The sequence below is a fragment of the Kocuria sp. genome (assembly GCF_030538595.1).
Lineage (GTDB): Bacteria > Actinomycetota > Actinomycetes > Actinomycetales > Micrococcaceae > Kocuria.
The window spans coordinates 103,172-124,902 of record NZ_JAUNTS010000011.1; the positions used below are offsets into that span (position 1 = coordinate 103,172).

Annotated in this window: 18 protein-coding genes; 12 read left to right on the forward strand and 6 right to left on the reverse strand. The window is 63.7% G+C overall.

Annotation, left to right across the window (positions count from 1 at the left end):
- Window positions 1-28 precede the first annotated feature (28 nt).
- From Q4G32_RS10200 to Q4G32_RS10210, 3 genes are all read right to left on the reverse strand, one after another.
- Window positions 29-298: an acyl-CoA carboxylase epsilon subunit gene (locus tag Q4G32_RS10200; RefSeq protein WP_303351157.1), complete on the reverse strand. Its 270-nt coding sequence runs from the start codon at window positions 296-298 to the stop codon at window positions 29-31.
- Window positions 295-1,878, reverse strand: a complete 1,584-nt coding sequence (locus Q4G32_RS10205; protein WP_303351159.1) for an acyl-CoA carboxylase subunit beta — start codon at window positions 1,876-1,878, stop codon at window positions 295-297. Before Q4G32_RS10205 ends, Q4G32_RS10200 begins: the two co-directional genes overlap by 4 nt.
- Before the next feature lie 110 nt (window positions 1,879-1,988).
- On the reverse strand, window positions 1,989-2,273 hold the full coding sequence (locus Q4G32_RS10210; protein WP_303351160.1) for a YciI family protein: 285 nt from the start codon (window positions 2,271-2,273) through the stop codon (window positions 1,989-1,991).
- Window positions 2,274-2,479: 206 nt separating this feature from the next.
- On the opposite strand from Q4G32_RS10210, the gene Q4G32_RS10215 reads away from it, so the two are divergent.
- Genes Q4G32_RS10215 through Q4G32_RS10230 form a run of 4 tightly spaced genes read left to right on the forward strand, consistent with a single transcriptional unit; the run spans window position 2,480 to window position 6,358 of the window.
- On the forward strand, window positions 2,480-3,364 hold the full coding sequence (locus Q4G32_RS10215; protein ID WP_303351161.1) for a biotin--[acetyl-CoA-carboxylase] ligase: 885 nt from the start codon (window positions 2,480-2,482) through the stop codon (window positions 3,362-3,364).
- Window positions 3,361-3,963, forward strand: a complete 603-nt coding sequence (locus Q4G32_RS10220; RefSeq protein ID WP_303351162.1) for a PH domain-containing protein — start codon at window positions 3,361-3,363, stop codon at window positions 3,961-3,963. Before Q4G32_RS10215 ends, Q4G32_RS10220 begins: the two co-directional genes overlap by 4 nt.
- On the forward strand, window positions 3,960-5,264 hold the full coding sequence (locus Q4G32_RS10225) for an adenylate/guanylate cyclase domain-containing protein (RefSeq protein ID WP_303351163.1): 1,305 nt from the start codon (window positions 3,960-3,962) through the stop codon (window positions 5,262-5,264). Before Q4G32_RS10220 ends, Q4G32_RS10225 begins: the two co-directional genes overlap by 4 nt.
- Window positions 5,261-6,358: a PP2C family protein-serine/threonine phosphatase gene (locus Q4G32_RS10230; protein ID WP_303351164.1), complete on the forward strand. Its 1,098-nt coding sequence runs from the start codon at window positions 5,261-5,263 to the stop codon at window positions 6,356-6,358. Before Q4G32_RS10225 ends, Q4G32_RS10230 begins: the two co-directional genes overlap by 4 nt.
- A gap of 214 nt (window positions 6,359-6,572) precedes the next feature.
- Here Q4G32_RS10230 and Q4G32_RS10235 read toward each other — a convergent pair whose 3' ends face one another.
- The gene (locus Q4G32_RS10235; RefSeq protein ID WP_303351165.1) at window positions 6,573-8,687 is read right to left on the reverse strand and encodes an acyl-CoA dehydrogenase family protein; all 2,115 of its coding nucleotides are present in this window, start codon (window positions 8,685-8,687) and stop codon (window positions 6,573-6,575) included.
- A 150-nt stretch (window positions 8,688-8,837) separates the two neighbouring features.
- On the reverse strand, window positions 8,838-9,512 hold the full coding sequence (locus Q4G32_RS10240; RefSeq protein ID WP_303351166.1) for a TetR/AcrR family transcriptional regulator: 675 nt from the start codon (window positions 9,510-9,512) through the stop codon (window positions 8,838-8,840).
- Window positions 9,513-9,672: 160 nt separating this feature from the next.
- On the opposite strand from Q4G32_RS10240, the gene Q4G32_RS10245 reads away from it, so the two are divergent.
- From Q4G32_RS10245 to Q4G32_RS10265, 5 genes are all read left to right on the forward strand, one after another.
- A complete protein-coding gene (locus Q4G32_RS10245) occupies window positions 9,673-11,037 on the forward strand; it encodes an acetyl-CoA C-acetyltransferase (protein WP_303351167.1) in 1,365 nt (454 codons plus the stop codon).
- A gap of 160 nt (window positions 11,038-11,197) precedes the next feature.
- Window positions 11,198-12,667, forward strand: coding sequence for a 3-oxoacyl-ACP reductase (locus Q4G32_RS10250; RefSeq protein ID WP_303351186.1), 1,470 nt, complete (start codon window positions 11,198-11,200; stop codon window positions 12,665-12,667).
- A gap of 1 nt (window position 12,668) precedes the next feature.
- Complete coding sequence (locus tag Q4G32_RS10255; protein ID WP_303351168.1) at window positions 12,669-13,766, forward strand: MaoC family dehydratase; 1,098 nt, start codon at window positions 12,669-12,671, stop codon at window positions 13,764-13,766.
- An 82-nt stretch (window positions 13,767-13,848) separates the two neighbouring features.
- Window positions 13,849-16,038, forward strand: coding sequence for an NAD-dependent DNA ligase LigA (gene ligA, locus Q4G32_RS10260; protein ID WP_303351169.1), 2,190 nt, complete (start codon window positions 13,849-13,851; stop codon window positions 16,036-16,038).
- Between the two features lie 585 nt (window positions 16,039-16,623).
- Window positions 16,624-17,310 carry a transglycosylase family protein gene (locus Q4G32_RS10265; RefSeq protein ID WP_441327492.1) on the forward strand — a complete coding sequence of 229 codons (687 nt, stop codon included), beginning with the start codon at window positions 16,624-16,626 and terminating at the stop codon, window positions 17,308-17,310.
- 138 nt (window positions 17,311-17,448) lie between these two features.
- Here Q4G32_RS10265 and Q4G32_RS10270 read toward each other — a convergent pair whose 3' ends face one another.
- Window positions 17,449-18,081, reverse strand: a complete 633-nt coding sequence (locus Q4G32_RS10270) for a hypothetical protein (RefSeq protein WP_303351170.1) — start codon at window positions 18,079-18,081, stop codon at window positions 17,449-17,451.
- Between the two features lie 119 nt (window positions 18,082-18,200).
- Here Q4G32_RS10270 and gatC point away from each other — a divergent pair, with 119 nt between their 5' ends.
- From gatC to gatB, 3 genes are read left to right on the forward strand one after another with little or no spacing between them, the layout of a single operon-like run.
- Window positions 18,201-18,497, forward strand: coding sequence for an Asp-tRNA(Asn)/Glu-tRNA(Gln) amidotransferase subunit GatC (gatC, locus tag Q4G32_RS10275; RefSeq protein ID WP_303351171.1), 297 nt, complete (start codon window positions 18,201-18,203; stop codon window positions 18,495-18,497).
- Window positions 18,498-18,534: 37 nt separating this feature from the next.
- Entirely contained in the window at window positions 18,535-20,154 is a 1,620-nt protein-coding gene (gatA, locus tag Q4G32_RS10280) for an Asp-tRNA(Asn)/Glu-tRNA(Gln) amidotransferase subunit GatA (RefSeq protein ID WP_303351172.1), read from the forward strand.
- Entirely contained in the window at window positions 20,151-21,653 is a 1,503-nt protein-coding gene (gene gatB, locus Q4G32_RS10285) for an Asp-tRNA(Asn)/Glu-tRNA(Gln) amidotransferase subunit GatB (RefSeq protein WP_303351173.1), read from the forward strand. The genes gatA and gatB overlap by 4 nt, the downstream gene beginning before the upstream one ends.
- Window positions 21,654-21,731 lie beyond the last annotated feature (78 nt).

Below are 21,731 nucleotides of genomic sequence, written 5' to 3' on the forward strand. Positions count from 1 at the left end.
GCCGGCTCTGGCCGGTGTGCTCAACGGGTCAGCGGAAGGGCAAGGTGCGTCGCCAGGCACCCAATCCGGGGCGCAGACGCAGGCCCAGGCGAGCACGTCGGTTTTGCGCCCGCCGGGTACCCGTGGTCTCAGCTTCCTCGGTTTCTGCAGCGGCAGCCACCACCACGGCAGTCACGGCAGCGATCTCCTCCGGCGTGGGGTTGCCACCCACAAACTGGACCACGCAGTTCTCATCCTGCAGCTCTTCCGGCAGATCCGGTGTGCCATGGGCTGAGGTGGAATGGGATGCGGTGCTCACAGGGGAATGTTCCCATGCTTCTTGGCGGGGGTTGAAGCCCGCTTCTCCCGCAGACCGCGCAGTGCCCGGATGATGTTCTCCCGGGTCTCCGACGGCGCAATCACCGCGTCCACGTAGCCCAACTGGGTGGCCTGGTAGGGGTTGAGCAGCTGTTCTTCGTACTGGCGCACCAACTCCGCCCGCTTGGCCTCAACGTTTTCACCGGCCTCAGCGGCTGCTTTGAGATCACGGCGGTACAGAATCTCCACCGCACCCTGGGCGCCCATCACGCCGATCTGAGCGGTGGGCCAGGCCAGGTTGATGTCCGCACCCAACTTTTTGGAGCCCATCACAATGTAGGCACCACCGTATGCCTTGCGCGTGATCAGGGTGATCAACGGGACAGTGGCCTCCGCATAGGCGTAGAGCAACTTGGCCCCGCGGCGGATGATGCCGTTGAATTCCTGATCCGTACCCGGCAGGAAGCCCGGCACATCCACAAGAGTCAGAATGGGCACGTTGAAGGCATCGCAGTGGCGCACAAACCGTGCAGCCTTCTCAGAAGCCGCAATGTCCAAGGTGCCGGCAAACTGCATGGGCTGATTGGCCACGATACCCACGGTGTGACCCTCCACCCGGGCGTAACCAATCATCACGTTCGGGGCGTAGAGCGCCTGCATTTCCAAAAAGTGCCCGTCATCCACCACGGCTTCAATCACGGCGCGCATGTCATAAGGCTGATTGGCTGAATCCGGGATCAAGGTGTCCAGTTCAAGGTCATGGTCAGTGACTTCAAACTCTTGGTCGTGATCCAGCAGCGGCGGTTCCGTGAGGTTGTTGGAGGGCAGAAACTCCAGCAATTCGCGCAAAAAGTCCAGGGCATCGGATTCGTCCGTGGCCAGATACGTGGCGGTACCCGTGGTTTCGTTGTGCTGACGCGCGCCACCCAGGGTCTCCATGTCAACATCTTCACCCGTGACGGTCTTGATCACGTCCGGGCCGGTGATGAACATGTGGGAGGTCTCATCCACCATGATGATGTAGTCCGTCAACGCGGGGGAGTAGGCCGCACCACCGGCACACGGCCCCATGATCAAGGAAATCTGGGGGACCACACCGGAGGAGCGGACATTCATGTTGAAAATATCCGCAAACATGGCCAGGGAGGCCACACCCTCCTGAATCCGGGCCCCACCGCCGTCGTTGATCCCAATGACCGGGCACCCGTTCTTCAGCGCGAACTTTTGCACCTTGACGATTTTTTCGCCATTGGCTTCAGACAGTGATCCACCCAGCACAGCAAAATCCTGGGAGTACACCGCCACCAAACGTCCGTCAATGGTCCCGTAACCGGCCACCACACCGTCGCCGGGCATCTTCTTCTTGTCCATGCCAAAGGCCGTGGTGCGGTGTGTGCGCAGCGCATCCAGCTCCACAAAAGAATCCTGGTCCAGCAGCATCTCCACGCGCTCGCGGGCTGTGTTCTTGCCCCGGGAATGCTGCCGTTCAATGGCAGCCTCCCCCGCGGGAGCCATGGATTGCTCCCGCCGCTGGCGGAAATCGGCAATTTTTCCAGCGGTAGTGGACAAGTCGTGGCTCATGGCACCTCGTAGTTCAGCGGACGGTCAAGGAGAAGGACCTGGCCAGTCTAGGTAAGGCCATGGCACTTGCCCCTTGTGTGACATCTACAAATGACATCTACAAATCTGAGTCACCGGACCCGGCCCACAGTCACCTTCCACGGGCGCGCGGTGCGTTCGGTGATGACCTGCTCCACCAGCAGCGGGTCAGGATCCAGAACCTCCAAGGCCTGCTCGGGGGAGTCGGCCTGGACGATCAGCAGAGCACCGGCGGGGGCGTCGTCGTCGTACGGTCCCGCGGCCAGCAGAACGCCCGCAGCCTCCAACTCGCCCAGAAACTGGCGGTGGACGGGGCGGTGCTCGGCCAAAGCCTCTGCCGAACCGCCGTACACATAGGTCACAGCCTGCAGTGTCATGACTTTTCCTTACGTCATCAAGGGGCATGTGTGCTGTTCGCGGCCATGACCTGGCTGCCGCGTCCGGCGCCTCCCAGATGCCCACTCGGGGCAACTCCCGGCCAGTTCAGGGTTCTCCCGGGGGCGGCGGCTATTACTGTTGATGTGCAACACATCAACACGACGACGATAACCCCGCAGCGCCAGGCGCGGAAACAGGAGAGTGGATGAGCACCGTACGTTTCGGGGCTGACGGTGGGACCACGCCCGCACTGGCCGCCGAGCATGCGCTCCACGCCGAACTCTCCACGCTGCTGGGTGCGCCCGTGGAGGTTCTGCCGGAAGTGGGTTCCACCAATCAAGAACTGGCTGAACGCGCCCGGGAAGCCGCCGTGCGCGGCGGTGGCCTGCCGGATCTGAGCCTGCTGGCCACGGATTACCAGAGTGCCGGACGGGGACGGCTGGATCGTTCGTGGGTGGTGGCTCCGGGTGAGGCGCTGACATTCTCGCTGCTGCTGCGGCCTTCCGGTCCCAGCGGTGCGCCCTTGGCCACCCAAACGTTCGGATGGCTGACCATGCTGTTGAGCACGGCGGTGGCTCAGGCACTGTCCCTGCAAGGCATTGCAGCTCAGGTCAAGTGGCCCAATGATGTTCTGGTGGGGGACCGCAAAATGGTGGGGGTCCTGGCCTCACTGGTGCCCTTTGACCATCTCCCACCAGCCGTGGTGGTGGGTGCCGGCATCAATGTCAGTACCACTGAACTTCCCGTGCACACCGCCACCTCCGTGCTGCGTGAAGGCGGCGACCCCAATCGCGGAGAGCTTCTGCGCCAGGTGGTGCAGTGCTTCCTGCCGCTGTATCGCAGTTTTTGCGCGGACCCAACCCAACTGGCTCAACCGCATGGGTCACTACGCCATGATGTGGAGGCGCTGCTGGGGACTCTGGGGCGCCGTGTCCGCGCGCAGCTGCCCGGGAATCAGCCGCCCCTGGTTGGGGTGGCGGCCGGACTGGATCAGTACGGTGCGTTACTTCTGGACGACGACGCCGGTGCCCGGCACCACCTCAGCGCAGCCGACGTTGTGCACCTGCGCGGTGCCCAGGAGGATGTGTGAGCAAGAAACTGCGCCTTGAACCCGGCGAGCACGTGGTGGTCTCCACGCTGGCCCATCCCTCCAAGCTGTTGAAACCTGCTGTCATCCTGGTGATTGCAGTCTTTGTCCACGGGCTCTTGCAGCGCATGCTGGAGGTGCGGTGGCGGCCCATGGACCAACCGTGGACCACGGTTCATTCGGTGCTGGGCACGGGGTTGTCCCTCTTGCTGCTCTTGGTGGTGGTTCTGGCTGTGATCCGCCCCGTGATTCGTTGGGCACTGACCCGCTTTGTCCTCACCAACAGGCGACTGATGTTGGTGGGTGGTGCGGCACCCCGCGGTGGTGTACGGATCAACTTGGCCTGGTTGCTCCGCGTGGATGCCCAGCGTGCTCGCGGTCCCCTGGGGCGAGCTGGAATTGGTACGTTGAGTGCTGACTTTGGTCAATCCGGGGTCTTGCGGCTACATCACGCGCCCAGAGTGGAACAGTTCGCCGAGCTCATTGACAGCAAAGCGGCAAACCAACGGCCTCTCTCGCAAGGTTCTGGCTCTCAGGGTTATGCAGCCTACGGAGCCTTCCACCACGGCCAAGTCCCCGGAAGCTGGGTGGGCCGGTCATGACACCGTGGCGACTGTTCCCGCAGGAACGCGAAAATCGGCAAGAGAATGCTGATCTGCCAAGAAAGCGCGCTGATCCGGCAAGAGACAGATCAAACAGGGGTGAATTGGAGAACTCGGGCGAGCAACAGGCGAACGGTGGGCAGGTACCGGACCACGGCGTCGTCGAAAATCCGGAAGTAGGACCCCAGACGGCGCAGATCAACCTCAATCTGCGTAACCCGGTCCAATCCAATGTGTATGGCTCGGCGGAGTCACAGGATGCCTTTCACGCCTTGGAGGATTTGCTACTGGGCTCCGAACGGAGCATGACCCGGCGTGAAGCAGCACGTGAAGGGGATTTGTCTCTGCTCAATGCCCGCAAGATATGGCGGGCAATGGGCTTTCCCAACCTCTCTGATGAGGAGGTGTACTTCACCGAACAGGACGCGGAGGCGCTGCGGGAAATCTCCGCGCTGGTGGTTGGCGGGGACGTCACGGAAGAAGGCGCACTGTCCCTGGTGCGTTCCATGGCCCAGATGACGGATCGCATGGTGGTGTGGCAGGTTGAGGCGCTGGTGGAGGACCTTGTGGCCAACAGCCAGCACACGGATGCACAAGCCCGGCGGGAACTGCTCAACCTACTGCCCAAGCTGATGCCCGTCCTGGAGAAGTTGCTGATCTACTCGTGGCGGCGCCAGCTCAACGCGGCCGTGCAACGGTTGGCCATGCGCCAGGAACGCCCCGATGGCTCCACCATGAGCGGACTGCGGGACGCCTCCCAGGAGGATGACTCCAAGAACCTCCCGCTGGCCCGGGGCATTGGGTTTGCGGACATGGTTTCCTACACCTCCCTGTCGCGGCAGATGAATGAACGAACTCTGGCCGCCCTGGTCCAGCGGTTTGAACAGCGGTGCGCAGAAGTCATTGCCGTGGGGCGCGGACGATTGATCAAAACCATCGGTGATGAAGTCATGTTCATGGCCGAAACCCCGCAGGAAGGAGCCTTGATGGCGTTGGCACTGGCCCGCATCATTCAAGATGACACGGACCTTCCTCAATCGCGTGTTGCGTTCGTGTGGGGTCGTGTGTTGCCACGTTTGGGCGATTTGTACGGTCCAACTGTTAATTTGGCTTCGCGCCTGGTTGCATTGACCCCGCCGGGCAGCGTCCTGGTGGATGCGTCGACCGCATCGGTCCTCCGGGGTGATGACCGTTTTGTGTTGACTCCCAAGCAAACGCACAATGTTCGGGGGTTTGGAGACGTGCAACCCGTTGAACTTTCGCAAGGGCCCGGCCCACAACTTGAGGTGGATTACGCGTGAGCGTTGAACTGGTGATTCGCGCAGGAGCAGCCACGGACCGTGGATTGCGACGCGAAACCAACGAGGACTCCCTGGTGGTCACCCGCACCATGTGCGCGGTGGCCGACGGTATGGGTGGTCATGAGGCCGGTGAAGTGGCCTCCGCCTTGGCGGTGCGCACGCTGGGCAGCTCGCAGCTTTTCACGGCCATGGACCCCTGGAGCGTGGAAGTTCCCACGGAGCCTGCGCCGTTGGAAGACGTCGCTCGTTTTCGGGCGCGGGTGGAGCGCGAACTCAAACTCGATCCTGAGATTCCAGACGCCACACTGCTGTTGCTTGCCAAGTTGCGCGCGGTTTTGAGTGCTGCAGACACCGCGATTCAGGAGAATCTGGGGGGCCGGGCAGGTACCACGGTCACAGGCGCCTGGCTGGTGGATGTTGAGGGTACGCGCCTGTGGTTGGTGTTCAACGTGGGGGATTCCCGGACCTACCGGCTGGTGCGTCCGCAGGGATCAGCCCCCGCCCCGGATCACGCCTCCGTGGCACATCACCCCACCGGGGAGTTCACCGCTCATGTGGCAACGGATGAGCCGGTGGAGCCGGCCCATGAAGCAGTCGCGGATGCCGACTCCCCAGGTCTTGAGGTGACCACCACACGGCCACTTCCCGTGGCACCCACCCCCAAGGACGGTCCTCAGCCGGAGGTCCAGCAGATCACGGTGGACCATTCTGAGGTGCAGTATTTGGTGTCCATCGGTCAGATCACACCCGCGCAGGCTTTGGTGCATCCACGCCGTAACGTGATCACCCGCGCGTTGGGGACCGGGCAGGTTTGGGAGCCGGACATCTGGGTGGTGCCGGCGGAACCCGGTGATCGCCTTCTGCTGTGCTCCGACGGTTTGACCGGGGAGGTGGCCACCGCCCATATCGCCCGAGTCCTGCATTCCGTGCCGCATCCCAAGGAAGCCGCAGATGTCCTGGTCAACGCTGCACTGCGCGCCGGTGGGCGGGACAACGTCACTGTGATCGTGGCCGACGCCGTGGCTTCCCGCCCGGCGGATGAGGACACCACCACGTTCGTCCCCATCGACATGCGCCACGATCTGGGTTCCTGAACGTCCCAGCGACCCACGCGGAGCGCCGTCGTGAACCCCGCGATGCGCACCCCGATACGTGAGATCACCGGTTGTTGTTGAGAGCACCGCCTAAAACAGGTGCTCTCAACAACAACCGGTGATCTCACGCGGGGTGGCGGGCGGCGGGCCGCACTCGCGCCGACGGTGGGTGCGACGGCGGACGCGGCGACGGCTGTGCGGGGGACCGGGAGGGTCAGTTCTTCTCGCTGCGGGGCCAACGTCCGGCGGCACGCTCCGCAGCAATCCACTGCGCGGCTTCCGTCTGACGTTGCGCCTCAACTCCCGTGGCAATCTCTGCCCGCAGATGCTCGGGGGCAAAGTCAAAGGCTTCCACCACATCCATGATGTGGGGCCGCAGGCGGGTGACCAGCCGGTCCACATAAGACTCCACCATGCGGCCACGCATCAGTGACATCCGACCGTGGGACAGGTACCAGTCCAGGTCAGCTTCGATCACGGACAGTCCGAACAGATCCCGCAGCCACAGCATGACCTGGTGGGTTCCGGGATCCTCAACCTTCTCCAGTGCGCGAGTGAAAGCCTCCCACTGCAGCAGATGGGCATGTGCCTTGGCGGCTTCAATGAGGCGGTGCTGGTTGCGATCAAAAGCCTCCGCAGTGGCCTCCGGTGATCCCTTGCCCGCACCTCGCATGTTTTCGGCCACCTCGCCGATCATGGAGCGCACACGATCCGTCAACAACGTCCGCTGAGTTTCCGGATCACGCAGAGCATTGACCGAACGGCGCGGATCGGCCGAGTCCCGGAAGACCTGGGAGAGGCCACGCAGCCCGGACCGGTTGACGGCGGTTTCCGTTGCGCGGTCGGCCACCCACCGCGCCATGACGCCCACATCCATGCGGGCAAACTCCTTGGCGTGGTCCCCCAGGAGGCGCTTGGCCACCAGCTGCATCAGCACGGTGTTGTCGCCCTCAAAGGTGGCGTAGACATCCATGTCCTGACGCAGATCGGTGATGCGGTTGGCGGAGAGGAACCCTGCACCGCCGCAGGCCTCCCGGCACTCCTGTAGGGAGTCCAACGCCAGGCGGGTGGAGGTGGCCTTCATGGCCGCAGCCAGCGTCTCCAAGTCTTGGCGGGCGTCGTCGTTGTCGGTGCGCCCGGAGAAGACGTCGTCGTAGGCTTCCAGCAGCTCTTCGTGCGCGAATCCTGCGGCAAGGGCGCGGGCAACGTAAGGGAACAGACGACGGCGGTGGCGCGTGTAGTCCAGCAGCACGCGTTCGGGCTGGCCGGGGACGGGTGCAAACTGGCGGCGCTCGTTGGCGTAGGTCAGGGCGATGGCAAGACCTGCGCGAGTGGCCACCACGGCCGAGCCGTCCAGGGACACACGGCCTTGGACCAGCGTGCCCAACATGGTGAAGAACCGGCGGCCCGGGGACGCGATGGGGGAACTGTAGGTGCCGTCCGGGTCCACATGCCCGTAGCGATCCAGCAGGTTCTCCCGCGGAACGCGCACGTTGGTGAAGCACAAGCGCCCGTTGTCCACGCCGTTGAGGCCGCCCTTGTAGCCATCGTCCTCACCGGCCACACCGGGGAGGAAATCGCCGTTGTCATCCCTGATGGGGACGTAGAGGGCATGGACCCCGTGATTCACCCCACCGGTGATGAGCTGGGCAAAGACGACGGCGGCCCGCCCGTGTACCGCCGCATTGCCCAGGTAGTCCTTCCACGCCGCGCGGAAGGGCGTGTGGATCTCGAACTCCTGGGTTTCGGGGTGGTACGTGGCGGTGGTGGCGATGGAAGCCACATCTGACCCGTGGCCAATTTCCGTCATGGCAAAGGAGCCCGGGATTTTCAGGGACCAGATGTCCGCCAGCCACTTGTTGTGGTGATGTTCGGTGCCCAGATTCAACACGGCCGAACCAAACAGACCCCACTGGACGCCGGCCTTGATCTGGAGGGAGGCATCCGCCAGGACGAACTCCTCAAAGGAAGCCACGTAGGCACCGGGCTCCCCGCCGCCACCCTGGGAGGTGGGCAGACCCGCCATGACGGCATCGCTTCCGGCCAGGGCCTTCAGGGCTTCAAAAGTCCGTTCGCGCTGTTCCTCCTTGGTGCGCCCGGGCACGTGGTGGAACTTGCTCTCCTTGATCAACTCACGGGAGGCGCGGCGCTCCTGGGCGTAGGAACCCATCAGAAGGTCACGCAGCTCGGCAACGTCAAGCTGCACCTGATCGTGAGATTCACCGGCAAATTCCTGGTCCACGGTGCGGGTGTCCTGGTGAGTCTGGGCGCGTCCCGCGCGGCGGCTCAGCCGGTTGCGGGGTGAAGTGTTGGGCGTTGAGGTAGCCATGGTCTGTGTCCTCCTGTGCTGGTTGGGTCCGGGGTGCCCGGATCATTCGGGTTTCTGGGATGTTCACGTGCTGCCGTGGCGCAAGGCCTCCGTAGGGAGGTTCCGCGGTGCTGCGGTCATGCGGGCAGCGGGGTTGTTGCGGGTGGGGTTTCATGGTGATTGGGGAGGTCTGGAACCGCTGACCACCCAGGCCGTGACCGTGTCCACGAACTCGTCAAGACTGGGCCGGTTGGCGGTGGTCCCGTTGCGGGGTGCCATCCACGCTTCACCGGCACCGCGGACCAGCCCCACCACTCCGGCGGCCCAGTACCCGGCGGTGGTCTCTGGAATCTGAAGGTCGGTGGGGGCGTGCTGCTGGTGCGCATTGACCAGTAGTTGGGCCACGGCCTGGCAGAACCGGTCCACGGGGCTTTCATCTGCCGGGGCGGTTTCTGAAACCACGAACAGATACACCTCCGGGGAGTTCTCAATTTGCCAGAGGTACTGGGTCACCAGGGCCCGCACGGTTTCCTGGAAGGAACCGGCCTCTGCCACCGCCTCTGTCATGCGCTGACCCATACGGGCCACCACGTACTCGCCCAGTTGGCGTTTGAGCCCGTCCTTGTCATCGAAGTACCGATAAAAAACCGACTTTGACGTGCGGCAATGTGTGGCTATCTCAGACATGGAGGCCGTGGCTCCGCATTCCGCAATGGCGCCACGCGCGAGTTTGAGCAACTCGGTACGGCGCTTCTCACGGTGCAGGCGCCACCGGCGAGACCGTCCATCTGTCCGGTCCTTGTCATGGCGGACTGCGTGCGCCAGTGAAGTGCTCGTCGTGTTCACGATACCGAGAGTATCAGTTACTCTTGGAAAAAGTGATACCAGTCACCTGATCGGCTCAGGCTTGATCAGTCCCATGCAATCGACTCCAAGTACCCGATCGGCCACATGCGCCGGATCAGCCACATCATTCCGATCAGCCCCACTCGAAGGAGCTTCATCCATGACTTCTGAAACCACCCCCCAGCAGGCCGCAGCCAACGCCGATCGCCCGCAAGTCCGCCAGCAGACCACCGCATGGGTGGTGGCAGGCAACCGCACGCCGTTTGCCCGCGCAGGTGGTCCTTATGCCTCCACCTCCGTACAGGAACTGTTCACCGCTGCGCTGGATGGACTGGTGGCCCGGACCGGCATTGCCGGGGAGCGGCTGGGTGCTGTGGCAGGTGGAGCTGTGTTGAAGCAGCCCAAGTCCTTCAACCTGGTCCGTGAGTCCGTTCTGGGCTCTGCTCTTGATCCCCACACGCCGGGAATTGACGTTCAGCAGGCTTGCGCCACGGGCATGGAAACCACCTCTCTGATTGCCAACAAGATCAAGTGCGGTCAGATCCAGGCGGGCATTGCCGGCGGTGTGGATTCCGCCTCGGATGCCCCGATCGTGGTGGGTGAAGGGCTGCGCAAGGTGCTGTTGAAGCTCAACCACGCCAAGTCCCCCAAGGACAAGCTGATGGCGCTGTCCAAGCTGCGCCCGGCCGATCTTGCGCCGGTGGCTCCCGGGGTGGCTGAGCCCCGGACCGGGTTGTCCATGGGCGAGCACCAGGCCATCACCACGGCCCGTTGGGGTATCACCCGTGAGGCTCAGGACGAACTTGCAGCCAACAGCCACCACAACTTGGCCAAGGCCTGGGATTCGGGCTTTTTGGACGACCTGGTGACCCCTTTCCGCGGGTTGACCAAGGACAACAACCTCCGCCCGGACACCTCCACGGAGAAGCTGGCCGGGCTCAACCCCGTGTTCGGCAAATCTCTGGAGGCTGAGGCCACCATGACCGCCGGTAACTCCACCCCGTTGACAGATGGCGCCTCCGCCATTCTGATCGCCACCGAAGAGTGGGCCAACGAACACAAGTTGCCCCTGCTGGCTGAGGTGGTGGACACGGAGTCGGCCGCCGTCGACTTTGTGGACGGGGAAGAGGGCCTGCTGATGGCTCCGGCCTACGGCGCCCCGCGGTTGCTGGCTCGCAATGGGCTGAGCCTGCAGGACATTGACCTGGTGGAGATTCACGAAGCCTTTGCCTCCACGGTCTTGAGCATTCTGGCGGCGTGGGAGGACCCGGACTTCTGCCGTGACCGGTTGGGCCTTGAAGCCGCCGTGGGCACGCTGGATCGGAGCCGTCTGAATGTGCACGGATCGTCGTTGGCGGCCGGGCATCCCTTTGCTGCCACCGGAACCCGCATTGTTGCCACCTTGTCCAAGGAACTCAAGGCGCGCGCCGTCGCAGAAAACCGTCCCGTAACCGGCCTGATCTCAGTGTGTGCCGCAGGCGGGCAGGGTGCGGTGGCTCTGCTGCGCGCTTACCCCCAAGACTGATCTTCTGGCAGTTTGTTTCCAACCCGCACCTTCACCATTCACGACGTCGCAGCGTGCGGCCCGTTGATTCACCTCACCGGGCCGCACCGGCGGCACCGCGCGAAAGGACCTGTCCATGAGCCCGTCACTTCCCAAATTCCCAGCCAAAATTTCAACCACCATGCGTCCCGTCACGGCCTCTGACGATGCTTACCTGGGACTGGTCTCCCAGGGGCCCGGCCGGAAAGTGGCAACAGCTTTGGGGCTGCCGGCCCCCGTGGAACTGCGTCGGCACGATCCCGCACGCCCCACCGTGACCGCTCCCGTGGTGGTGCTGGGCCCAGCTGTGAGTGCTCAGACCAGTCAGGCTTCCGGCCAGTCATCGGTCACGGAGGCTGACCAGCTGGCAACCCATCTTCTGGGCAGAGGCCTTGAAGTCCACCGGCACGGAGATGACGTGCGGAAGGTGGGCGCCGTCGTACTGTGCTTGACGGAGATTCGCAGCCCCGCCGATCTCACGGCGCCCGCGCTGGAACTGGGTGCCGTGTTGCGCAAACTGGTGCCGGGGGGTCGGGTGATCACGGTGTCGCGGCCCGCGGCAGGAGTGGCGCTGGGCTCAGCTGCCAATCTGCCCCAGACCGAGGTGGAGGCCTCCGGGATGGACTACGCCGCGGTGGCAGTCAATGCCGCACGACAAGGGGTGGTGGGGTTCCTGCGCTCCACGGCCCAGGAAATGCGCGGCGGCGCCACCGCCAACGGTGTGGTGGTGGCGAATGGCGTCAGCGTCACGGCACCGTCCGTGGCGGGCAGCCTGGACTTCCTGCTGTCAGGCCGTAGCGCGTTTGTGGACGGCCAATTCCTGGTGGTGGGCACGCAGGACGGTCCTGAGTCGCTGGCCCAAGCACCCCAGGGGGAGACTCCGCTGGCCGGCAAGGTTGTGGTGGTCACGGGTGCGGCCCGCGGCATCGGCGAACAAATTGCGCGTCTGCTGCACACTCAGGGTGCCCACGTGGTGCCTGTGGACGTTCCCGCCGCAGGTCAAGCACTGTCCACCCTGGCCAATGAGCTGGAGACTGCTTCTTTGAGCCTGGACGTCACGGCCCAGGACGCCGGGCAGAAGATTTTGGAGCACTGCCGAACTCGCTACGGGCGATTGGACGGAATCGTTCACAACGCCGGGATCACCCGGGACAAGATGCTGGCCAACATGGATGAAGCCAAGTTCGCCTCCGTCCTGGCCGTCAACACGGAAGCCCCGTTGCGGATCACCGAACAGCTCTTGGCCGACCCCATGGGCGATGGCTTGCGCGTGGTGGGTCTGGCCTCCACCTCCGGGGTGGCCGGTAACCGTGGGCAGACCAATTACGCCGCCTCCAAGGCAGGGATTGTGGGCATGGTGGCCGGGCTGGCTCCCATCCTGGCTCAGCGTGGCGGAACGGCCAACGCCGTGGCACCGGGCTTCATCGAGACGGAGATGACGGCCAAGATTCCCATGGCCCGCCGCCAGGTGGCGCGTCGCCTGAACTCACTGCAGCAAGGTGGCCTGCCGCGGGACGTGGCGGAGGCCATTGCGTTCTTGCTCTCAGATGCAGCTGCTGGAATCAGCGGACAAACCCTGCGGGTGTGCGGGCAAAACCTGGTGGGGGCTTGAGATGACCTCCCGTGAACTGCAACCCCACCGCCAAAACATTGTGCTGCCCGGGATGCCGTCCCTGGGCGGGATGTACGCCAAAGCCGCCGGGCAAACCGTGGGTAAGGGAGTGACTGCGGGAATTCGCCGCGCGGTGAAGGGTGCGCCGCTGCTGGGTGCGCGGGGGCGTCGTCGTGCATCCGGGGTCTCCCACCTGCCCAATGTCCAGATCCAGGTGGCAGACGTTGTGGTGGAGGATTCCGCCCACCGTGCGTTCAGTGAAGTGGTGCACGCGCCCCTGCACACCGATGCCCGCGGCAACACCCTTGCCTTCAGTGGCTACTTGCACGCGCTGGCCTTCCCCGCCTCCATGGCCCTGCTGACCCGTGATGACTTTCCCCTGCCCACCGTGGGATTGGTCCACCTGTCCAACGTGGTGGAGCAGACCCAGGCCGTGACGGTGGGGGAGCACCTGGACGTCACGGTGTGGGCGGAGAACCTGCGGCCACACCGTGTGGGAACGGCGGTGGACGTCGTGGTTGAACTGCGGCGCTCGCGTGGCACCACAGCACCCGACGACGACGCCGCGGCCAGTGATCCCGTATGGATCGGACGATCCGTGTATTTGGCGCGTGGAGTGTCCGTGGGAGGTTCGGCTGCCAGTGGTGAGTCGGGTGATCGTGGTGACTCGGGTGAATCGGCTGGTGCCGATGCCGGTGCTGGTGGTGACGCGGGTGCGGGCGGTGCCGTCAAGCGCGCCGAGTTCCAGCCGCCCGTGCCCACCGGAAGATGGCAACTGGCGGCGGATACGGGGCGGCGCTATGCCGCGGTGTCCGGGGATGTGAACCCCATTCACCTCAGCGGTCCCAGTGCACGGGCGCTGGGGATGAAGGGGGCCATTGCCCACGGCATGTATACGGCATCCCGGGCGCTGGCCATGGTGGATGCCCCCGCACCACTGCGCTGGGGGGTGGAGTTCGCCAGCCCTCTGGTGCTGCCCAGTTCGGTGGCGGTGGCCGTGCAACGTTCCGGGCGTGGTGAAGATCTGGACCGAGCCGCGGTGACGGTGTGGAATGCCAAGAAGGGGCGGCCTCACGCGACGTTGACCGTGCGCCGCTGAGATTGGCGTTCGCGCGGCAGCATCGAGACATCTGTAGTGAGTGCAGGCTTGTGCTGTCTGCGCGGTGGGTCACAATGTTGGGGTGAGCACCCAGATTGAAACTCCGCAGGAAGATCGCCCCTCCGAGAACCTGCGGGAGGATTACGCGCAACTGGTGGAGGCGGTGCGGTCGGCCCGCACCGCCTACTACCTCCAGGATGCCCCCACACTTTCAGATGCTGAGTACGACTCCATCTACCGGCGTCTGGAGGAACTGGAGGCGCTGCATCCGGAGCTGACAGCCAATGATTCGCCCACTCAGGAGGTGGGTGGAGAGGTCTCTGAAGCCTTTGCTGCCGTCCAGCACTTGGAAAAGATGTACTCGTTGGAGGACGTCTTCTCCATTGCGGAACTTGAAGCGTGGTTGGCACGGGCGGAAGTCTCCGTGGCCAATCTCCATGAGGCACCGCCGGTGCGTTGGCTCACCGAGTTGAAGATTGACGGGCTGGCCATCAACTTGCTCTACCGCCAGGGGCGGCTGGTACGCGCTGCCACGCGCGGAGATGGCACCACGGGGGAGGACGTCACCCATAACGTGGAGACCATCAAGACCATCCCTGCCCGGTTGGCCGGTGCGGATGTGCCGGAAGAAATTGAAATTCGTGGTGAGATTTTCATGTCCACCCAGGATTTCGAGCGGGTCAACGCCGAGCGCGTGGCTGAAGGCAAACCTCCGTTTGCCAACCCGCGCAACTGTGCTGCGGGCTCACTGCGGCAGAAAAACCCTGCCGATACGGCAAAACGTCCGCTGTCCATGTATGTGCACGGCATCGGTGCATCCACGGGGCTGGAGATCACCGAACAGTCTGAGGTCTACCGCCATATGGCCGCCTGGGGTTTGCCCGTGAGTCCGTACTCCCAGGTACTCAGTTCGGTCCCGGAAGTCCTGGACTACATTCAGCAATACGGGGACCAACGCCACTCCCTGGCTCACGGGATTGACGGCATTGTGGTCAAGGTCAATGATCGCGCCACACAGCGTCAGCTGGGGCACACCTCGCGCACGCCGCGGTGGGCGGTTGCCTACAAATACCCGCCGGAGGAGGTCAACACCAAGCTGCTGGACATTGCAGTGGGGGTTGGCCGCACCGGGCGGGTCACACCTTTCGGAATCATGGAGCCGGTGACCGTGGCCGGATCCACCGTGTCCATGGCCACCTTGCACAACCAGGACGTGGTCAAGGCCAAAGGTGTGTTGATCGGTGACACGGTGGTCCTGCGTAAAGCGGGGGACGTGATTCCGGAGATCGTGGGTCCCGTGGTGGCGTTACGGGATGGCTCAGAACGCGAATTTGAGATGCCCACCCAATGCCCGTCCTGCGGAACCACGTTGGCTCCGGCCAAAGAAGGGGATGTGGACATCCGGTGCCCCAATGCCCGGTCCTGCCCCGAACAACTGCGTCAGCGTGTGTTCTACGCCGCCGGGCGTGGAGCTTTTGACATTGAAGCCCTGGGGGAGGAAGCCGCCAAGGCACTGACGGCACCGGACTCCGGGTCGGCGCCACTCAGCTCTGAAGCGCAACTCTTTGATCTGCGTCCGGAGGATTTGGCAGACGTGCTGATTTCGCGCCCCCAGCGTGGCAAGAGCGCTGATCCAAACGCCACGGAACTGGTGCCCTACTTCTGGACCAAACCCACGGCCAAGAAGGAGTCAGTGCCCACGGCCAACACCAATCGGCTGTTTGAACAGTTGCAGCAGGCCAAAGAGCAGCCCCTGTGGCGGGTCTTGGTGGCACTGTCCATCCGGCACGTGGGGCCAACTGCTGCACGATCACTGGCCACGGCATTTGGCTCCATGGAGCGGATCAGATCAGCCTCGGAAGAGGAACTGGCCGCCACAGACGGGGTGGGTCCCACCATTGCCGGAGCGGTGATCGAATGGTTTGCCGAAGGCTGGCATCAAGAAGTGGTGGACTCCTGGGCGGCAGCGGGCGTCCGCATGGAAGATGAAGTGGATGAGACCGTGCCCAAGGTCCTGGAAGGACTCACGGTGGTGGTCACGGGCACATTGGAGAATTTCTCCCGGGATTCGGCCAAGGAGGCCATCCTGATCCGTGGTGGAAAGGCCTCCGGTTCCGTGTCCAAGAAAACTGACTTCCTGGTGGCCGGTGCATCTGCCGGTTCCAAGCTGGACAAGGCAGAGTCCTTGGGCGTTCAGGTGTTGGACGAGTCCCAGTTTGAACAGCTGTTGGAGCAAGGACCGGACCCGTTGCGTCCATCGGAGCAGGACTGAGTTGCAGCGCAGGGGAGCCAGTCGGGACTGGACCGGCTGAGCCGGGGCCCAACGGGTAGTGCGGCGCTCCGGGAGGCAACACGCCGCCGTCGTAGTGTGAGCAAGCCCACATTTAGGGACATGTCTACAAAAGTCCGTGTCTTCACTCACAAACATCGTGACCATTCCGTGATGCGGCTGTTATGGTCCTGTTACCTTGATTTCGCGGGGAGTTTGAGACTTCTTGGCGAAACCGAGTGCACCGAGTGGGTAGTTCACTGGAGGGTGTGACGGGGTGCGCAGTTCATGAAAACGCGCACACAACCTTTCAGTTTGACTCGGATCACACGCTCAGAGGGTGACAGTTTCAAAATCGTTACTGTAATGTGATCATCGAACTTCCCACGGGGGACTCCCCGGTACCGGGGATTCACTCCAGCAGTCCGGCTTCGAGCCGGGCTGACACCAACGAATCCCGGGTGTTGCTCAACCGTCATCGCTGTCTGCGAGCAACGCCTGAACCTCGATCCAACTGATTCGGGAAGACAGCGACGCTAAGACGCCGGGGACGGCACGAGCGTAGACGGGACCGCACAGGAGCTAGTTGTGAACAAGAACTTCAAGAAGACCATCGTTGCAGGCACCGCTACCGTTCTGGGCGGCTTTGCCCTGGCTGGTGCCTCCGCTCCGGCCAACGCCGTTGACTGGGACGCTGTTGCTCAGTGCGAGTCCGGTGGCAACTGGTCGATCAACACCGGTAACGGCTACCACGGTGGCCTGCAGTTCTCCCCGAGCACCTGGGCCGCTTACGGTGGCTCCGGCTCCGCTGCTGACGCTTCCCGCGAGCAGCAGATCGCCGTCGCTGAGAACGTTCTGGCCGGTCAGGGCATCGGCGCATGGCCCACCTGTGGCCAGCTGGGCCTGGGTGGCACCACCTCCAACGTTTCCACCCAGTCCGTGCAGGCTCCTGCTGCTGAGCAGGCTCCCGCCGCTGCCCCCGCGGCTGAGGCTGCCCCGGCCGCCGAGCAGGCTCCGGTTGTTGAGGCCCCCGTGGCCGAGGCTCCCGTCGTTGAGGCCCCGGTTGTCGAGTACACCGCTCCGGCTGCTCCGGTTGAGGTTCAGGTTGCACCTGCTGCTGGCACCTACACCGTTGAGTCCGGCGACACCCTGTCCATCATCGCTGAGAAGCTCGGCATCCAGGGTGGCTGGGAAGCCCTGCACGCTGCCAACGCTGACACCGTTGCTGACGCCAACCTGATCTTTGTTGGCCAGACCCTGAACATCCCCGCCTGATCTCTGCCTGATCACGGGATGAGGTGACATAGCGCACCATCCATGCAGCAAGACCCCGGTACCGCACCAGCGGCACCGGGGTCTTGTCACCTCCGCCGAAAACATGGTTTGACCTAATTTTTCGGCCTAAATCCTCTACTAACCATGATCTCGGCGGAGGGGGGTGGGGTGGGGGAGCAAGGTGGACTCCCGCGGTTCCACGACGGCGTCCTCCAAGTGGGTTCGCTTGGCTCCCTGAACTCCTTTGACCCGGTAGGTCTGGATGAGCGTCAGCTGCACACCGTCAACGTGCTCCACCTCAGCAATTACCGCCGCAGCCCCTGAACGGTCCGGGAGCGTGGCTGGAAACGCCAGAACCACTCCCAACAGCGCGGGTGCGGAAGTGCGCACTTGCTCACGCAACACGTCCAGGACCTCGGTCGCGTCAAGTTCGGCGATGTCCTCCGGGGAAGGACTTGTCAGCTCGTATTCGCCGTCGCGCCCTGCCGTGACAGCAAAAGGTGGGAACGCGCCGTGCTGTTCCAACTGTTCCAGCACCACGTTTTGCATGTGCGCCGTCATTTGATCCACGGTGGCCGCCGTTGCGGTGGAGATTCCCTGCCGCCAGGCATTGGCTGCATCTTGAGTTGGCGTCCTGGCTGTCCCTCGGGCCGGTGAGGTGCCGCGTGCTGCTGCCTTGGCGCGCCGTGCGGCACCGCGGTCCTTTTTCGGCTTCTTGGCCTCGCGCTGCTTCTTGGCACCTTGTTGTTTGGTGTTCTTGGTTGCTGTCATGTCTCCCAGCGTAGGTGCCCCGGGCTGTCACGGGGCGCGGCTAGACTGGGTAGGTTCGTATTGCGGAAGATCAAATTCTCAAGCGAATCCACCCCTGAACGTGAACACAAGGAGCGTGCATGTCCGAGATCACCCGTGACACCGTCGCCCACCTGGCGCAGTTGGCACACATTGAGATGTCGGAGGAGCAGCTGCAGGCCATGGCCGGTGAGCTCGGCCAGATTGTCACTGCCGTGGCCGAGGTCAGTGAAGTTGCGGGAGAGGACGTCCCCGCCACCAGCCACCCGCTTCCGCTGCGCAACGTGATGCGTGAGGACGTGGTGGGGCAGCCGCTGACCGTGGAGGAAGCACTCTCCGGGGCTCCGGATGCGGAGGACGGACAGTTCAAGGTCCCCGCCATCCTGGATGAAGACTGAACCAGGCCGAATACTGAGTGAGACGGAAGAGACTCGGATGACTGAGAACTTGATTGAACTCTCCGCAGCCCAGCTGGCGGAAAAGCTGGCGGCCGGTGAAGTGACCTCCGTTGAGGCTGTTCAGGCGCACCTGGATCGGATTGCGACAACGGATGGTGCGGCCGTTGAGGCAGGCAACCCGTACGTGGGAAAAGCTGGACTCAACGCATTCCTGCACGTCAACGCCCAGGAGGCGCTGGAGGTTGCAGCTGAGGTGGATGCGGCCCGCAACAACGGTGAAGACCTGCATGAACTGGCCGGTGTGCCGATTGCGGTCAAAGACTTGATCGTGACCAAGGGCCAGCCCACCACTGCGGCGTCGAAAATGCTGGAAGGGTGGATGAGCCCTTACGACGGCACCGTGACCCAGCGCCTGCGTGCCGCACGGATGCCCATGCTGGGCAAGACCAATCTGGACGAATTCGCCATGGGTTCCACCACGGAGCACTCCGCGTACGGCGTGACCCGCAACCCGTGGGATCTCACCCGGATTCCGGGCGGCTCCGGTGGTGGCTCGGCCGCAGCCGTGAGCAGCTTCCAAGCGCCCCTGGCCCTGGGCACGGACACCGGTGGTTCCATTCGTCAGCCCGCTGCCGTGACCGGCTCGGTGGGGGTCAAGCCCACCTACGGTTCGGTCTCCCGTTACGGCGTGATCGCCATGGCCTCCTCCCTGGACCAGGTGGGGCCGTGTTCGCGCACTGTGTTGGACGCTGCGCTCCTGCACGAAGTGGTCGGTGGTCACGACCCCTTGGATTCCACGTCCCTGACCGATCCTGCCACGGGCTTTGCCGCTGCCGCACGTGCCGGTGCCGCCGATGGCGGTCTCAAAGGTTTGCGTGTTGGCGTGGTCAAGGAGCTGACCGGGGAAGGATTCCAGCCCGGTGTTCAGCAGCGCTTCCAGGAAGCGGTTGACCTGCTGAGAAGTGCTGGCGCAGAAGTGGTGGAGGTTTCCACCCCCAACTTCAAATACGCACTGGGCGCCTACTACCTGATCATGTCCTCGGAGGTCTCCTCCAACCTGGCCAAGTACGACGGCGTCCGGTTCGGCCGCCGTACCTTGCCCGCTGACGGGCACCTCACCATTGAGCGTGTCATGGCTGCCACCCGTGCCGCCGGTTTTGGTGCGGAGGTCAAGCGCCGCACCATCCTGGGTACCTACGCGCTGTCGGCGGGCTACTACGACGCCTACTACGGCTCCGCTCAGAAGGTGCGCACACTGGTTCAGCGGGATTTCAACGCAGCGTTCCAGACGTGCGATGTGTTGATTTCTCCCACGGCCCCCACCACCGCGTTCCCCATCGGATCTGTGGATGAACAGGCCGATCCCATGGAGATGTACCTCAACGACGTCGCCACCATCCCCACCAACCTGGCCGGTGTGCCTGCCATTTCCTTGCCGGCCGGCCTGGCCCCGGAGGACGGGCTGCCGGTGGGGGTCCAGTTCATGGCCCCGGCACGTGAGGATGCCCGCCTGTACCGTGCCGGTGCCGGGTTGGAAGCACTGTTGACCCAGGCCAACGGAGGGCCGATCTGGAAGGATCTGCCCGACGTCGTTGCTGCCGTGAAGAATCTGTCCGGTGCCACAAGCGCCGGCACCACCGAGGGAGCCGCCCTGTGAGCGCAGAAACTCTGTCCTTCGAGGAAGCCATGGCGAACTTTGACCCCGTCCTGGGGTTTGAGGTTCACGTGGAGTTGAACACCAAAACCAAGATGTTTGACGCGGCGCCCAACGAGTTCGGGGATGTCCCCAACTCCAACACCACGCCGGTGTCCCTGGGCCTGCCCGGTGTGCTGCCGGTGGTCAACAAAAAGGCCGTGGAATCCGCGGTGCGGTTGGGTCTGGCATTGGGGTGTTCCATTGCCCCGGTGTCCCACTTTGCCCGGAAGAACTACTTTTATCCGGACACACCCAAGAACTTTCAGACCTCCCAGTACGACGAACCCATTGCGTTCGAGGGGGAGATCACCGTGGAGCTGGAGGATGGTACGCCGTTCACCATTGAAATTGAACGCGCGCACATGGAGGAGGACGCCGGCAAGCTCACCCACAAGGGTGGTGCCACCGGACGCATCCAAGGTGCGGAGTTCTCCCTGGTGGATTACAACCGTGCCGGTGTGCCGCTCATTGAGATCGTGACCAAGCCGATTGTGGGTGCAGGTTCGCGTGCCCCGGAGCTGGCACGGGCTTATGTGGCGGCCATTCGGGAGATCGTGAAAAATTTGGGGATCTCGGATGCCCGCATGGAGCGCGGCAACGTGCGCTGTGACGCCAATGTGTCCCTGATGCCCAAGGGCTCCACCACGTTCGGCACGCGTTCGGAGACCAAGAACGTAAACTCGCTGCGCGCCGTCGAACGCGCCGTGCGCTACGAAATCCAGCGTCACGCAGCCGTGCTGAGCGCGGGCGATTCGATTGTCCAGGAGACGCGGCACTGGCACGAGGACACCCGCTCCACCACCTCCGGGCGGCCCAAGTCGGATGCAGATGACTACCGTTACTTCCCCGAGCCGGACCTGGTTCCCGTGGTTCCGGACCCCGCGTGGGTGGAGCAGCTGCGCGCTGAGCTGCCGGAGCCTCCGGCGGAGCGCCGTAAGAAGCTGAAAGCCGAGTGGGGATACTCGGACCAAGAGTTCCGCGATGTGGTCAACGCCGGTGTACTGGACGAAATCGAAGCCACCATTGCCGCCGGCGCCTCTGCCGGTGCAGCGCGTAAGTGGTGGATGGGAGAGATCGCCCGCCTGGCCAATGTGCGCGGTGCGGAGATCACCGAGCTGGGTGTGACGCCGCAGCACGTTGTGGAGCTCGAATCCTTGATTCAGGCCAAGACCATCAACGACAAGATTGCCAAGCAGGTCATTGGTTTTGTTGCTGACGGGGAAGGTGCCCCGGCGCAGATCGTGGAAGCCCGTTCCCTGGCGGTGGTTTCCGACGACGGCGTGCTGGTCGCAGCGATCGACGATGCCATGGCACAGATGCCCGATGTGGTGGCAAAGGTCAAAAGCGGAAAGGTCCAGGCAGTCGGTGCCTTGATCGGTCCGGTCATGAAAGCCACCCGCGGACAGGCAGATGCCGGCCGTGTGCGCGAGCTGATCCTGGAGAAGCTGGGCGTGAGCTGAGGTTCCTTTAGCCAGGCTAAACTGGCTCTTCACAGATGAGGGTGTAGTTGGGGGCTGGCGCGTCGGTGTGGGGTAGGG

What these genes read in the sequence shown, in the direction of transcription:
- Q4G32_RS10205 (WP_303351159.1), bottom strand. Translation starts at nt 1,878, where the DNA reads ATGAGCCACGACTTGTCCACTACCGCTGGAAAAATTGCCGATTTCCGC.
- Q4G32_RS10210 (WP_303351160.1), bottom strand. Translation starts at nt 2,273, where the DNA reads ATGACACTGCAGGCTGTGACCTATGTGTACGGCGGTTCGGCAGAGGCT.
- Q4G32_RS10215 (WP_303351161.1), top strand. Translation starts at nt 2,480, where the DNA reads ATGAGCACCGTACGTTTCGGGGCTGACGGTGGGACCACGCCCGCACTG.
- Q4G32_RS10225 (WP_303351163.1), top strand. Translation starts at nt 3,960, where the DNA reads ATGACACCGTGGCGACTGTTCCCGCAGGAACGCGAAAATCGGCAAGAG.
- Q4G32_RS10235 (WP_303351165.1), bottom strand. Translation starts at nt 8,687, where the DNA reads ATGGCTACCTCAACGCCCAACACTTCACCCCGCAACCGGCTGAGCCGC.
- Q4G32_RS10245 (WP_303351167.1), top strand. Translation starts at nt 9,673, where the DNA reads ATGACTTCTGAAACCACCCCCCAGCAGGCCGCAGCCAACGCCGATCGC.
- Q4G32_RS10250 (WP_303351186.1), top strand. Translation starts at nt 11,198, where the DNA reads ATGCGTCCCGTCACGGCCTCTGACGATGCTTACCTGGGACTGGTCTCC.
- Q4G32_RS10255 (WP_303351168.1), top strand. Translation starts at nt 12,669, where the DNA reads ATGACCTCCCGTGAACTGCAACCCCACCGCCAAAACATTGTGCTGCCC.
- Q4G32_RS10270 (WP_303351170.1), bottom strand. Translation starts at nt 18,081, where the DNA reads ATGACAGCAACCAAGAACACCAAACAACAAGGTGCCAAGAAGCAGCGC.
- gatC (WP_303351171.1), top strand. Translation starts at nt 18,201, where the DNA reads ATGTCCGAGATCACCCGTGACACCGTCGCCCACCTGGCGCAGTTGGCA.
- gatA (WP_303351172.1), top strand. Translation starts at nt 18,535, where the DNA reads ATGACTGAGAACTTGATTGAACTCTCCGCAGCCCAGCTGGCGGAAAAG.